Source organism: Streptomyces sp. YIM 130001, assembly GCF_003574445.1.
In the GTDB taxonomy this organism is placed as follows: Bacteria; Actinomycetota; Actinomycetes; order Streptomycetales; family Streptomycetaceae; genus Streptomyces.
Genome location: NZ_KZ984559.1, coordinates 272431 through 286310, shown reverse-complemented (window position 1 = coordinate 286310; position 13880 = coordinate 272431). Strand labels below are relative to the sequence as shown.

General features: G+C 68.3%; 12 protein-coding genes and 1 riboswitch. Of the genes, 11 read left to right on the top strand and 1 reads right to left on the bottom strand.

What is annotated here, in order from left to right; translation table 11 throughout:
- Nucleotides 1-87 precede the first annotated feature (87 nt).
- The 10 genes from DSC45_RS22480 (at nucleotide 88) to DSC45_RS22435 (ending at nucleotide 10142) form a co-directional block, all read left to right on the top strand.
- Nucleotides 88-696 carry a cardiolipin synthase ClsA gene (locus tag DSC45_RS22480; protein ID WP_162929302.1) on the top strand — a complete coding sequence of 203 codons (609 nt, stop codon included), beginning with the start codon at nucleotides 88-90 and terminating at the stop codon, nucleotides 694-696.
- Between the two features lie 114 nt (nucleotides 697-810).
- Nucleotides 811-3306: a mannose-1-phosphate guanyltransferase gene (locus DSC45_RS22475; RefSeq protein ID WP_119293705.1), complete on the top strand. Its 2496-nt coding sequence runs from the start codon at nucleotides 811-813 to the stop codon at nucleotides 3304-3306.
- Nucleotides 3307-3392: 86 nt separating this feature from the next.
- A complete protein-coding gene (locus DSC45_RS22470; RefSeq protein WP_205571393.1) occupies nucleotides 3393-4289 on the top strand; it encodes a DUF881 domain-containing protein in 897 nt (298 codons plus the stop codon).
- Nucleotides 4286-4618, top strand: coding sequence for a small basic family protein (locus DSC45_RS22465; RefSeq protein ID WP_119293703.1), 333 nt, complete (start codon nucleotides 4286-4288; stop codon nucleotides 4616-4618). Before DSC45_RS22470 ends, DSC45_RS22465 begins: the two co-directional genes overlap by 4 nt.
- A gap of 4 nt (nucleotides 4619-4622) precedes the next feature.
- On the top strand, nucleotides 4623-5483 hold the full coding sequence (locus tag DSC45_RS22460; RefSeq protein ID WP_119293702.1) for a DUF881 domain-containing protein: 861 nt from the start codon (nucleotides 4623-4625) through the stop codon (nucleotides 5481-5483).
- A gap of 82 nt (nucleotides 5484-5565) precedes the next feature.
- Entirely contained in the window at nucleotides 5566-6513 is a 948-nt protein-coding gene (locus DSC45_RS22455) for a zinc-ribbon and FHA domain-containing protein (RefSeq protein ID WP_119293701.1), read from the top strand.
- 45 nt (nucleotides 6514-6558) lie between these two features.
- Nucleotides 6559-7296: a transcriptional regulator FtsR gene (locus DSC45_RS22450; RefSeq protein WP_119293700.1), complete on the top strand. Its 738-nt coding sequence runs from the start codon at nucleotides 6559-6561 to the stop codon at nucleotides 7294-7296.
- 53 nt (nucleotides 7297-7349) lie between these two features.
- Complete coding sequence (locus DSC45_RS22445) at nucleotides 7350-7823, top strand: bifunctional nuclease family protein (protein WP_119293699.1); 474 nt, start codon at nucleotides 7350-7352, stop codon at nucleotides 7821-7823.
- A gap of 170 nt (nucleotides 7824-7993) precedes the next feature.
- Nucleotides 7994-8602 (top strand): MerR family transcriptional regulator, encoded by a 609-nt coding sequence (locus DSC45_RS22440; protein ID WP_119293698.1) that lies wholly within the window; start codon nucleotides 7994-7996, stop codon nucleotides 8600-8602.
- 61 nt (nucleotides 8603-8663) lie between these two features.
- Nucleotides 8664-10142 (top strand): DNA polymerase IV, encoded by a 1479-nt coding sequence (locus DSC45_RS22435; protein ID WP_119293697.1) that lies wholly within the window; start codon nucleotides 8664-8666, stop codon nucleotides 10140-10142.
- Between the two features lie 20 nt (nucleotides 10143-10162).
- Here DSC45_RS22435 and DSC45_RS22430 read toward each other — a convergent pair whose 3' ends face one another.
- Nucleotides 10163-10549: a PRC-barrel domain-containing protein gene (locus DSC45_RS22430; protein WP_119293696.1), complete on the bottom strand. Its 387-nt coding sequence runs from the start codon at nucleotides 10547-10549 to the stop codon at nucleotides 10163-10165.
- A gap of 114 nt (nucleotides 10550-10663) precedes the next feature.
- Nucleotides 10664-10762: riboswitch (glycine riboswitch) on the top strand.
- A 176-nt stretch (nucleotides 10763-10938) separates the two neighbouring features.
- On the opposite strand from DSC45_RS22430, the gene gcvP reads away from it, so the two are divergent.
- Nucleotides 10939-13824 carry an aminomethyl-transferring glycine dehydrogenase gene (gene gcvP / locus DSC45_RS22425; protein WP_119293695.1) on the top strand — a complete coding sequence of 962 codons (2886 nt, stop codon included), beginning with the start codon at nucleotides 10939-10941 and terminating at the stop codon, nucleotides 13822-13824.
- The last annotated feature ends 56 nt before the right edge of the window (nucleotides 13825-13880 follow it).

The window sequence follows — 13880 nt, the reverse complement described above, 5'->3', positions numbered from 1 at the left end:
CCGGCAGGACCCCTCTGCACGAGTGGGCCCGCCATGCGGGTAAAGTCATGGGGCATCGTCGGCACGTTCCCCACAGGAGGCCCCCGGGTGGAGGTCCAGGAGACCCGAGTTCAGACGGACCGGGTGCTCACCATCCCCAACATCCTGAGCATGGCTCGCCTCGTCGGCGTGCCCGTGTTCCTGTGGCTGATTCTGTGGCCGGTCTTCGGCGGCCCGAACTGTGACGTGTGGGCGCTGGTGGTGCTCATGCTGAGCGGCATCAGCGACTATCTCGACGGCAAGCTGGCGCGTCGATGGAACCAGATCAGCAAGCTTGGCCGGCTGCTCGATCCGGCTGCCGACCGGCTCTACATTCTGTCGACTCTCGTCGGGCTCACCTGGCGGGAGATCCTGCCTCTCTGGTTGACCGGGCTACTGCTCGCACGCGAGCTGATGCTGCTGGTCATGGTGGGCATCCTTCGCCGGCACGGGTATCCGCCGCCGCAGGTGAACTTCCTCGGCAAGGCAGCGACGTTCAACCTGATGTATGCCTTCCCGCTCCTTCTGCTCAGCGGCTCGAGTGGCTGGCTCGGCTCACTCGCTGCTATTTTCGGATGGGCGTTCGCCGGTTGGGGTACGACGCTGTACTGGTGGGCAGGGATCCTCTACGTGGTTCAGGTCCGCCGCCTGGTCAGGGCGGACTCCCAGGCCGATTGAGCCCGCCCATTCGTGGCCGTAAAGAGGCGGTCGGCTCGCACCCGATCTGAGCGGGCACTTCCGGACGGGCCTGGTCGGCAAGACAGTCGTCTCTTCAAGGAGGACGCTTCCGACATGAAGGCCGTCGTGATGGCTGGAGGCGAAGGCACACGCCTTCGCCCCATGACCTCGAGCATGCCCAAGCCGCTCCTGCCGGTGGCAAACCGGCCGATTATGGAGCACGTGCTTCGGCTGCTCAAGCGGCATGGGCTCACCGAGACCGTGGTCACCGTACAGTTCCTTGCTTCTTTGGTGAGGAACTATTTCGGTGATGGAGAAGAGCTCGGTATGGAGCTCACCTATGCCAATGAGGAGAAGCCACTCGGGACCGCGGGGAGCGTGAAGAATGCCGAGGAGGCGCTCAAGGACGATGCCTTCGTCGTGATTTCCGGGGACGCGCTAACGGATTTCGATCTGACCGATCTCATCAATTTCCACAAGGAAAAGGGTGCGCTGGTCACGGTGTGCCTCACGCGGGTGCCCAATCCTCTGGAGTTCGGCATCACCATCGTGGACGAGGACGGCAAGGTGGAGCGCTTCCTGGAGAAGCCCACCTGGGGGCAGGTCTTCTCCGACACCGTCAATACCGGAATCTACGTGATGGAACCGGAAGTTTTCGACTACGTGGACCCGGATGTGTCCGTCGACTGGTCGGGAGACGTTTTTCCTGAGTTGATGAAGGAGGGTAAGCCCGTATACGGCTATATCGCCGAGGGCTACTGGGAGGACGTAGGCACCCACGAGAGTTATGTGAAGGCGCAGGCCGACGTCCTCGAGGGCAAGGTCGATGTGGAACTCGACGGCTTCGAGATCTCACCGGGAGTCTGGGTTGCCGAAGGAGCCGAGGTACACCCGGACGCGGTGCTGCGTGGGCCGCTCTATATCGGGGACTACGCCAAGGTCGAAGCCGACGTGGAGATCCGCGAGCACACGGTCATCGGGTCCAACGTGGTCGTGAAGAGCGGAGCGTTCCTGCACAAGAGCGTGGTGCACGACAACGTGTACATCGGCCCGCAGAGCAATCTCCGCGGCTGTGTGATCGGCAAGAACACCGATGTCATGCGAGCCTCCCGCATCGAGGACGGGGCGGTGATCGGCGACGAGTGCTTCATCGGCGAGGAATCGATCGTCCAGGGGAACGTCCGGGTCTATCCGTTCAAGACCATCGAGGCGGGTGCGTTCGTCAACACCTCGGTGATCTGGGAGTCCAGGGGACAGGCGCATCTATTCGGGGCCAGGGGTGTCTCCGGGATCATCAACGTGGAGATCACTCCTGAGCTGGCCGTGCGGCTGGCCGGCGCCTATGCGACGACGCTGAAGAAGGGCTCGACCGTCACGACGGCACGAGACCACTCGAGAGGTGCGCGGGCTCTGAAGCGGGCCGTGATCTCGGCGCTGCAGACGAGCGCCATCGACGTACGGGATCTGGAGAACGTGCCGTTGCCGGTGGCGAGGCAGCAGACCGCGCGCGGTAGCGCCGGCGGCATCATGATCCGTACGACTCCGGGGGTTCCGGACTCGGTCGACATCATGTTCTTCGACGGGACGGGGTCTGACCTCTCGCAGGCCAGTCAGCGCAAGCTGGACCGGGTCTATGCCCGGCAGGAGTACCGGCGCGCTTTCCCCGGGGAGATCGGCGATCTGCACTTCCCGTCGAGCGTCTACGACTCGTACACGGGATCGCTGCTGCGGAACGTGAACACGAGCGGGGTCCGGGAGTCGGGCCTCAAGGTTGTCGTGGACGCATCCAATGGCAGTGCCGGACTCGTGCTGCCCAGCCTGCTCGGTCGGCTCGGTGTGGATGCGCTGACCGTCAACCCGGGCCTCGACGAGTCCCGGCCCACGGAGACGCGTGACGCCCGCCGGGCCGGTCTGGTGCGGCTCGGCGAGATCGTGGCGTCGGCCCGGGCCGATTTCGGCGTGCGATTCGACCCGGTCGGCGAGCGGTTGTCCCTGGTGGATGAGAAGGGGCGGATCGTCGAGGACGATCGTGCGCTGCTCGTCCTGCTCGATCTGGTCGCCGCGGAGCGGCGTAGCGGGCGGGTTGCCCTGCCCGTCACGACGACGCGTATCGCGGAACAGGTCGCGGCGTACCACGGCACGCAGGTCGACTGGACGACGACGTCGCCCGACGACCTGACACGGGTGGGGCGCAGCGAGGGTGCCATCTTCGGTGGTGACGGGCGCGGCGGTTTCATCATCCCGGAGTTCAGCGGGGTGTTCGACGGTGCGGCCGCGTTCGTACGGCTCATCGGTCTTGTGGCACGGACGCAGCTCACACTGAGCCAGATCGACGCGCGGATCCCGCGTGCGCATGTGCTGCGCAGGGACCTGGCGACTCCCTGGGCGGTGAAGGGTCTCGTGATGCGAACGGTCGTGGAGGCGGCGGGCGACCGGGCTGTGGACACCACGGACGGGGTACGGGTCGTCGAGACCGACGGGCGCTGGATCATGGTGCTCCCCGACCCCGCGGAAGCAGTCACCCACCTCTGGGCCGAGGGCCCCGACGACGCTTCGGCGCAGTCGCTCCTGGACGAGTGGTCCGCCGTCGTGGACAGCGCCGGCCGGTGACCGCGGTACGCCGGGCAGCGAGGTCAACCGCCGCTGCCCGGCGCGCCGATGGGGCCGTTCGGAGGTAGTGACCGGCACGTGCGACGATGTGCGGCATGTCGCAGCAGCCCCCCGAGCGGAGCACCCGCGCAGCAGCGCGCCCTGATGCTTCGATGTCGCTGCTGACCAATGTGATGGACCACAGCCTCGATGACGGTTACGCCGAGGCGGCCGAGCGCCGGGAGGCGCAGGGGCAGAGCGGATTGCCCCGGACCTTGCGGGCCAAGCTCGGCCTGGCGGCCGGTCTCGTGCTCGCCGCCCTGGTGGTGACGGTCGGAGCGGCCCAGGCGCGTGAGGAAGCGCCGGCGGTGGCCAAGGAGCGCGAGGAACTGATCGACCGGATCGAGCGGGAGACGGACGCCGCGGACCGGATCGAGGACCAGGTGGACGAGCTGCGTGCCGACGTGGGCCGGCGGCAGCAGGAAGCCCTGCGGGAGCACGGTGGTGACAAGGCTGCGCTGGTGGCCCTGTTGTCCGGCGCCACCGAGGTGACCGGACCGGGAGTCAAGCTGGTCGTGGACGACGCTTCGGGGAGCGCGTCGTCGGGAGGTGGCCCGCGGGAGAGCTCGGACTTCTCGGACAACGGGCGGCTGCGGGACCGCGATATGCAGCACATCGTGAACGGACTCTGGCAGACGGGCGCGGAGGCGATCTCCATCAATGGGCAGCGCCTCACCTCGCTCTCGGCGATCAGGGCGGCGGGAGACGCCATACTCGTCGACAACCGCCCGCTGGTGCCTCCGTACACGGTTCTCGCGGTGGGGAACGGCGGTCGGATGAACAGCAAGTTCAAGGACAGTGCAGACGGCCGGTATCTGAACGCTCTGCAGGAGAACTTCGGTATCAGGACCGCCATGTCGGTCGAAAAGGATCTACGGCTCCCGGCCGCGCCGAGTCTGGCCGTGCGCAACGCGGAGCCGCGAGCAGGAGAGGGCACATCGTGATCGCCGTACTGGGCCTCGTGGTGGGGGTGGTGGTCGGGCTGTTCGTCCGGCCCGAGGTTCCCGCAGTGGTCGAGCCGTATCTTCCGATCGCTGTGGTGGCCGCGCTCGACGCGGTGTTCGGAGGGCTGCGCGCGATGCTCGACGGCATCTTCGACGACAAGGTCTTCGTCGTCTCCTTCCTCTCCAACGTGGTGGTGGCGGCGCTGATCGTATTCCTCGGGGACAAGCTGGGGGTGGGGTCGCAGCTGTCCACGGGCGTTGTGGTCGTTCTCGGTATCCGGATCTTCTCGAACGCCGCGGCCATCCGTCGGCACGTGTTCCGGGCGTGAGGCGATGAGCAGCGAGGACAAGCCTGCAGGGGACGGGCCTGGCGCGGGCGAGCCGCCGATCGAGCGGCGTCAGCCGTTGCCGCCGCCGCAGCCCGATCCGGAGCCTGACGAGCAGGCACAGCCGGACCGGTCGGAGGAGAAGAAGATCACCGGGCGACAGCGCCTGGGGCAGAGTCTGTGGCCGCCCCGTGTCACGCGGGCGCAGCTGATCGTGGCCCTTCTGCTGTTCGTGCTGGGCCTCGGTCTTGCCATCCAGGTGCGGTCCAACAGCGAGGGCAGTGCTCTGCGCGGCGCACGCCAGGAGGACTTGGTCCGCATCCTCGATGAACTCGACGGGCGGACTCAGCGTCTTGAGGACGAGAAGCGACGTCTCGACGACCAGCGGACCGAGCTGGAGAACAGCTCGGACCAAGCGGAAGAGGCGCGTAAGCAGACGAAGGAGAAGGAGAGCCAACTGGGCGTGCTGGCGGGCACGGTGGCTGCGGAAGGCCCCGGGATAAGCCTGACCATCGCGGATGCGGGGGGCAAGGTGGAGGCGGACATGCTCCTCGACGCGATCCAGGAGCTGCGTGCGGCGGGCGCGGAGGCGATCCAGATCAACGATGTGCGGGTCGTCGCCGGTACCTACTTCACGGACACCGAGGGCGGGGTGCGCATCGACGGACGCAAGGTCGGGTCCCCGTACCGGTTCAAAGTCATCGGCAAGCCGAAGGACCTGGAGCCGGCGCTCAACATCCCGGGCGGCGTGGTGCAGACCCTGGAGAAGGAGCAGGCCACGGTGTCGGTCACACGTGACGAGAAGATCGTCGTGGATGCCTTGCGACGGGCGAATCGTCCTGACTACGCTCGGTCGTCCGCCCAGTGAGGACGGATCGTAGGAGACTTCCGGCGTGGGAGCGGGAGCTTGCGGGGGGTCGGGGCACCGGACTGCTGGTGCGTGATGGAAACTGTCAGGTGGACGCGGACGTTGTGAGGGTGTCCGGTTCGGCCGGCGAGAGTGTTCAGGGTTCGTCCTGCCCCACGGGCGGGTCTGTTTCGGTCAAGGGGAATCGCCCGTGAAGTTGTTTGCGAAGTTGTTCGGCAAGAGCTCCCGCCAGGACGGCGAGGGTTCCGCCAGGCATCGTGCGCCGCGTCAGACGGATGCCGAGGGTCAGGGGGAGCGCCCCCTCTTCCGGGACGAGGTCGCAGGCCCTGGTGGTGACAATTCGGGTGGACCGGGCGCGTCGTCTGTTGACCCTGCCGCATCCGGCCGCATAGGTTTCGGAGAACCGTCAACCTCAAGTACGGGTGGAGGGTTGACCCCCGACCCGTACGAATCCAATGCCCCCGCTGGGCATCCGCGGCAGGAGGACCCGTCCATGTCGGCCCTGGTGTGTACGAGGTGTGGCAACCGCAATGCAGAGGCGAGCCGCTTCTGCTCCAACTGCGGTGCGCCCTTGCGCGCCGGAGCTCCAGGCGAGCGTCCCTCCGAGACCACGTCGACGATCTCCATCTCGGGCCTCGAGGCCTACGACGCCGAAGTCACCGGCCAGACGCCGATCCCCACGCTCTCCCCAGAGGCCCAGGCGGCCGTGGATGCCCTGCCTCCGAGTTCTGCCCTCCTGGTGGTGCGCCGCGGCCCGAACTCGGGCAGCAGGTTCCTCCTCGACGGTGAGCTGACGACGGTGGGCAGGCACGCCCAGAGCGACATCCTCCTCGACGACGTGACCGTGTCACGGCGTCATGTGGAGTTCCGTCGCGGTGCGGACGGCGAGTTCACGGTGGCCGACGTCGGCAGCCTCAACGGCACGTACGTGAACCGTGAGCGGATCGATTCCGTCCCGCTGGCGAACGGCGACGAGGTGCAGATCGGCAAGTACCGGCTGGTCTTCTACGCGAGCCAGCGGAGCATCTGACCGTCCCCCGGACTCTGTCCGGGGGCGCGCCCCCAGGGAAGGTCCATGCTTCATACACCGAGGGGCGGCGCCGGACAGGGCGCCGCCACTGCGGAGAGCCGGCTGATGAGCATCGGCACCGCGCTGAATCTGCTGCGTGACGAATTCCCCGAAGTGACCATCTCCAAGATCCGTTTCCTGGAGTCCGAAGGCCTGGTCGAGCCGGTGCGGACACCCTCCGGGTACCGGAAGTTCAGTCCTGAGGACGTCGAGCGGCTCGCTCAGGTCCTGCGGATGCAGCGTGACCACTATCTGCCGCTCAAGGTCATCAGGGAGCACCTGGTGGCCGTGGAGCGAGGTGAGGCCGCCGTGCCGTCCGTTCCTGAGCGCCGGCAGCCGGGGGACGGTGACTCCGCCGGGACGGGTGGGCGCACGGTTGCGCTCGTCGGGCGGTCGGAGTTGCTCGCCGCGGCGCAGGTGGAGGAGTCGGAGCTCGCGGAGTGGGAGTCGTACGGACTCCTCGCTCCGGCGTCCGGGGGCGGGTATCCCAGGGAATGCGTCGAGGTCGCGAAGCTGCTCGCCGCGCTCGGCGGTCTCGGTATCGAACCGCGGCATCTGCGTGCCATGAAGGGCTCCGCGGACCGTGAGGCGCTCCTCGTGGACCAGCTGGTCGGAGCACTGCGCCGGCACCGGAATCCGAAGACCCGGGCGGCCGCGGAGGAGCGTACGAAGGAGCTGGCACGGCTGACCGTGGAGCTGCACGCAGCCCTGGTTCAGGTGGCACTCAAAGTGCGGTTGCCCTGACTGGACGGGTGCCCGACTACCCAAACCAGCCGGGCAGGTCCTAGGGTTGCTGTGTGAATGAGCTCGATGTTGTCGGTGTCCGGGTCGAAATGCCCTCCAACCAACCGATCGTGCTCCTGCGTGAAGTGGGAGGTGACCGGTACCTTCCCATCTGGATCGGACCAGGTGAGGCGACGGCGATCGCTTTCGCGCAGCAGGGCATGGAGCCTGCGAGGCCGCTCACGCACGACCTTTTCAAGGACGTGCTGGAGGCTGTGGGCCAGGAGCTCACCGAGGTGCGCATCACGGATCTGCGGGACGGGGTCTTCTATGCGGACCTGGTCTTCGCCAGCGGCGTGGAAGTGAGTGCCCGTCCGTCCGACGCCATAGCGCTCGCCCTGCGCACCGGGACGCCGATCTACGGCAGTGACGGTGTGCTCGACGACGCCGGTATCGCGATTCCCGACGAGCAGGAGGACGAGGTGGAGAAGTTCCGCGAGTTCCTCGACCAGATCTCACCCGAGGACTTCGGTACCAACAGTCAGTGACCGGTGGCCGATGGCCTGCTTCTGGCCATTCGGTCAGCCATTCCCAGCCAACTTGCCCGGGAAACCCGTTTCGGGGTGATTATCACCCGGCGTGGCGAGTGTGGCGTTCGTTGACGTGCTCCTGGGTACTCCCTACCTTCGAGAAGGCAGGTCAAGGACGGAGGGTCGGCGTGAGAAGCAGCGGCGACGGTTCGGCGGCGGGCGGTCCGTATCCGATGCACAGTGGCGCGGCCGGGCAGGTTCCGATGCGGCCGGCCGATGTGCAGGCGGGTGCCGGGACTACGTCCGACCGGGTCGGGTACCGCGGGCCGACAGCGTGCGCGGCGGCGGGGATCACTTATCGGCAGCTCGACTACTGGGCGCGTACCGGCCTTGTGGAGCCGAGCGTTCGTTCGGCCCAGGGGGCGGGCTCGCAGCGTCTGTACAGCTTTCGGGACGTCGTGGTGCTGAAGATCGTGAAGCGCTTCCTCGACACCGGGGTCTCGCTGCAGAACATCCGTACGGCCGTTCAGTACCTGCGGGACCGCGAGTTCGTCGATCTTGAGCGGATGACGCTGATGAGCGACGGTGCCACGGTGTACGAGTGCACCTCGCCCGACGAGGTGGTCGGCCTGCTGCAGGGGGGACAGGGGGTCTTCGGGATCGCGGTGGGCGTGGTGTGCCGGGACGTAGAGGCGGCGGTGTCGCAGCTTCACGGCGAGCGGGTGGACACCGGAGAGACGCTGATCGGGAACCACCCTGCGGACGAGTTGGCGCGGCGTCGCAACCGGGCGGTCTGAGCACCGGCGGGCGGGCCCCGTCGGCGGCTGATTGTCAGTGGCGTAGGGCAGCATCGATGGTGTGAGAGCGGTCCCTACGATTCTTCACCTCGACATGGACGCCTTCTTCGCCGCTGCGGAGCAGGCGTCCAAGCCGAGCCTGCGTGGCAAGGCGGTCGTGGTCGGTGGGCTCGGGCCCCGTGGTGTCGTTTCCACCGCTTCGTACGAGGCCCGGCGCTTCGGAGTGCATTCGGCGATGCCGATGGCGCAGGCGCGGCGGCTGGCGCCGAATGCGGCCTATCTGGTCCCGAGGTTCGGTCTCTACCGGGACATCAGCGAGCAGGTGATGGAACTGCTCGGTGCGTTGTCGCCGCTGGTGGAGCCGCTGAGTCTGGACGAGGCGTTCGTGGACCTGGAGGCGGGCGGTACGGCCTCGGACGAGGCCTCGGCTCGGGCGGCCGGACGGCGCCTGCGGGCGCAGATACGGGAGGTCACGGGGCTGACCGGATCGGTAGGCCTGGCCACCTGCAAGATGCTCGCCAAGATCGCCTCCGAGGAAGCGAAGCCCGATGGCCTGGTGCTGATCCCCGCGGGCAGGGAGCGCGAGCGGATCGCGCCGATGCCGGTGCGTACGCTGCCCGGGGTGGGACCGGCGACGGCGGATCATCTCAGGCGCGGTGGGATCACCACGGTCGGGGAGATCGCCGAGGCGGGTTCGGACGAGCTCGTACGACTCCTGGGGAAGGCGCACGGCACTGCTCTCCACGCGATGTCGCTCGCACACGACGAGCGGCCGGTGGTGGCGGAGCGGGACACCAAGTCGGTGTCGGTGGAGGACACCTTCGACGTCGACATTCACGACCGGGTGCGCGTCCGGATGGAAGTGGGGCGGCTGGCCGAGCGGTGCGTGCAGCGGCTGCGTGCCGCCGACCGCTCCGGACGGACCGTCGTCCTGAAGATCCGGCGCTACGACTTCTCGACGCTGACCAGGTCGGAGACGCTCCGCGGCCCGACCGACGATCCCGCGGTGGTGCGGGAGGCGGCGGCGCGTCTTCTGGAGAGCGTGGATACGACGGGTGGCGTGCGGCTGCTCGGGGTGGGGGTGAGCGGGCTCGCCGACTTCACGCAGGAGGACCTGTTCGCGCAGGCGCATGTGCATGCGGACGGGGTGGTGGAGGAGGAGGAGCTGACGGCGGAGCCGATCGGCGTCGGCCCGGAGGGCGAGGGCGGTATGAGCACGGGGGGCGAGGCGCATGAGCCGGTGGCGGCGGAGGAGCCGCTGCGGATCTGGGCGGCCGGGAAGGATGTGCGGCACGTGGAGTTCGGGCACGGGTGGGTGCAGGGCAGTGGGCTCGGCAGGGTGACCGTGCGGTTCGAGACGCCTGACTCGGCGCCGGGGAGGGTGCGCACCTTCCGGACGGAGGATCCTGATCTTGTTCCCGCGGAGCCGCTCCCGCTGGTCGCTGCCGCGCAGACGCCGGCGTCCGGCAGGCCGGAGGAAGGCGGCCAGGAGGCGGCTACAGGTTCGAAGGAGGAGCCGGGGGCGCCGACGGCCGTGTGAGGCCGGATCGGCGCGAGCGGTCAGAAGGTGTCGTCGACGCCTGCGATGCGGCCGAAGTCGCGGTCCGGCGGAGGTGGCGTCGGCTTGGCGGGAGGCGCGACGTCGATGCCGTAGTGGCGGTACAGCTGCAGTTCCTGCTCGGGGGAGAGGTGGCGGCCCACGCCGAAGTCGGGGGCGTCGCGGATCAGGGAGCGGATGAACGGAACGCGCAGTGCGCCGTCCACGAGGTCGCTGGGTTCCAGGGGGACGAAGGCGTCCCGGCTGAAGAGGCCCGTGCGTATCGCGGCCCATTCGGGCACGCCCGTCGCGTCATCGAGATAGATCTCGTCGACGGTGCCGAGCTTGGTGCCGTCCCGGTCGAAGGCCCTGCGGCCGATCAGACTGCGCGGGTCGATGTCCGTCTGCACGGTCCCTCCAGCACGTCGCAACTCACTTGTATCCCCTACGAAAGTGCAGAACTGCTGCGTCGGCCACTCGAGGGTTCCGGCGTGGACCTCGCTGGTAGGCTGGCAAACGGCTGCTGACCCCGTGCGGGAGAGCTCTCCGGTGGAAAACACCGGTGGCGCCGAAGGAGCAAATCCTCCCCGGAATCTCTCAGGCCCCAGTACCGCACGGACGAGGTCACTCTGGAAAGCAGAGCGGGTGTCAACGGCTCCCGCTCTCACCGACGGTGCAAACCGGATGGCGCGGAGCCTTCCGGTGAAGCTCTCAGGTTGAGATGACAGAGGGGGAGGCCGTCCGGGTACCCGCGCCGTGGTGCCCCTCGTAGGTCGCGAACGACCAGGAGGCCTCCGCAATGACCGCCAATCGCATTCCGCTCAGTGAGCTGGAGCGTGGAATTCCCTTCGAGCAGCGCCACATCGGCCCGGACGCAGAGGCCAGGGCCAAGATGCTGGCGCAGGTCGGCTACGGATCGCTCGACGAGCTGACCGCGGCCGCGGTGCCGGACGTGATCAAGAGCGCCGAAGCCCTGGGGCTCGAACAGGGCCGCAGTGAGGCCGAGGTGCTCGCCGAGCTCCGCTCGCTCGCCGACCGGAACGACGTCGTCACACCGATGATCGGCCTCGGCTACTACGGCACGTACACCCCGCCCGTGATCCTGCGCAACGTCATGGAGAACCCTGCCTGGTACACGGCCTACACGCCCTACCAGCCGGAGATCTCGCAGGGCCGGCTCGAGGCGCTGCTCAACTTCCAGACGGTTGTTGCCGAGTTGACCGGTCTGCCCACCTCCGGTGCCTCACTGCTCGATGAAAGTACGGCGGCCGCCGAGGCGATGGCGCTCGCGCGGCGGGTCGGCAAGGTCAAGGAGGGCGTCTTCCTGATCGACGCCGACGCCCTGCCGCAGACCGTCGCCGTGATCCGGACGCGGGCGGAGCCGACCGGGGTCGAGGTGGTCGTGGCCGATCTGTCGCAGGGGATTCCTGCCGAGGTCGCCGAGCGCGGTGTGTTCGGTGTGCTGCTCCAGTACCCGGGAGCCTCCGGCGCCGTACGGGATCTGAAGCCGCTGGTCGACGAGGCGCACGAGCTCGGTGCGATCGTCACCGTCGCCGCCGATCTGCTCGCCCTGACGCTGCTCACCTCGCCCGGTGAGCTCGGGGCGGACATCGCGGTGGGCACCACTCAGCGTTTCGGTGTGCCGATGGGATTCGGCGGTCCGCACGCCGGATACATGGCCGTGCGCGAGAAGTTCGCGCGCAGCCTGCCCGGGCGACTGGTCGGCGTATCCGTGGACGCGGACGGGAACCGGGCGTACCGACTCGCGTTGCAGACGCGTGAGCAGCACATCCGCCGCGAGAAGGCGACCAGCAACATCTGCACCGCCCAGGTGCTGCTCGCGGTGATGGCCGGGATGTACGCCGTCTACCACGGGCCGCAGGGCCTCAAGGAGATCGCGGCCCGCACCCACCGCTACGCCGTGATCCTCGCCGAAGGGCTGCGGGCCGGCGGGGTGGAGGTCGAGCACGGGGCGTACTTCGACACCGTCACCGTGCGGGTGCCGCAGAAGGCGGGCGACGTCGTGACCGCCGCGCGAGAGGGCGGCGTCAATCTGCGCCAGGTCGACGGCGACCGGGTGTCCATCGCCTGCGACGAGACCACCACGCGCGCGCAACTGGCCGCCGTCTGGGCGGCGTTCGGTGTCGACGCGGAAGTGGAGGCGCTCGACGGCACGGTCCGTGACACGCTGCCGGAGGCGCTGCTGCGCACCGACACGTATCTGACCCACCCCGTCTTCCATCAGTACCGCTCCGAGACCTCGATGCTGCGTTACCTGCGCCGGCTCTCCGACCGGGACTACGCACTCGACCGGGGCATGATCCCGCTCGGCTCGTGCACGATGAAGCTCAACGCGACGGCCGAGATGGAGGCCGTCACCTGGCCCGAGTTCGCCGCGCTGCACCCCTTCGCGCCGGGCGAGCAGGCGCAGGGTTACCTCACCCTGATCCGTGAGCTCGAGGAGCGCCTCGCCGAGGTCACCGGCTACGACACGGTGTCGCTGCAGCCCAATGCCGGTTCGCAGGGCGAACTCGCGGGCCTGCTCGCGGTGCGCGGCTTCCACCGGGCCAACGACGACGCGCAGCGCACCGTCTGTCTGATTCCGTCCTCCGCGCACGGCACCAACGCCGCGAGCGCCGTGATGGCAGGCATGAAGGTCGTCGTGGTGAAGACCTCGGACGACGGCGAGATCGAGGTCGACGACCTGCACGCGAAGATCGAGAAGCACCGCGACGAACTCGCCGTATTGATGATCACCTACCCGTCCACGCACGGCGTCTTCGAGGAGCACGTCGCCGACATCTGTGCCGCCGTGCACGATGCGGGCGGTCAGGTCTACGTGGACGGCGCGAACCTCAACGCCCTGGTGGGCCTGGCCAAGCCGGGGCACTTCGGCGGCGACGTCTCGCACCTGAACCTGCACAAGACCTTCTGCATCCCGCACGGTGGCGGCGGTCCCGGTGTCGGACCGGTGGCGGTCCGCGGTCACTTGGCCCCGCACCTGCCGAACCACCCGCTGCAGCCTGCCGCAGGACCGGACACCGGCGTGGGTCCGGTCTCGGCGGCTCCCTGGGGCTCGGCCGGCATTCTTCCGATCTCCTGGGCGTACATGCGCCTCATGGGTGGCGAGGGACTCAAGCGCGCCACCCAGGTCGCCGTTCTCGGGGCCAACTACATCGCCAAGCGGCTCGAGCCGCACTATCCGGTCCTGTACACCGGACCGGGCGGGCTCGTCGCGCACGAATGCATCATCGACGTACGGCCGTTGACCAAGGCGACCGGCGTGAGTGTGGACGACATCGCCAAGCGGCTCGTCGACTACGGATTCCACGCGCCGACGATGTCCTTCCCGGTGGCCGGAACGCTGATGATCGAGCCGACCGAGAGCGAGGACCTCGGGGAACTGGACCGCTTCTGCGAGGCGATGATCGCCATCCGCGGGGAGATCGAGCAGGTCGGCTCGGGCGCCTGGCCCGCGGACGACAACCCGCTGCGCAACGCCCCGCACACCGCGGCGACTCTCGCCGGCGACTGGGGGCACCCGTACACCCGCGAGGAGGCGGCGTTCCCCGTGGGAGTCGAGGCGTCCGACAAGTACTGGCCGCCGGTGCGCCGTGTCGACCAGGCGTACGGAGACCGGAACCTGGTCTGCTCGTGCCCGCCGGTGGACGCCTACGACGAGTGAGTTCCGGGAGCCCGTACGGGTGGGGTCTGCTGCACGGCAGTTGACGCCCGACATGC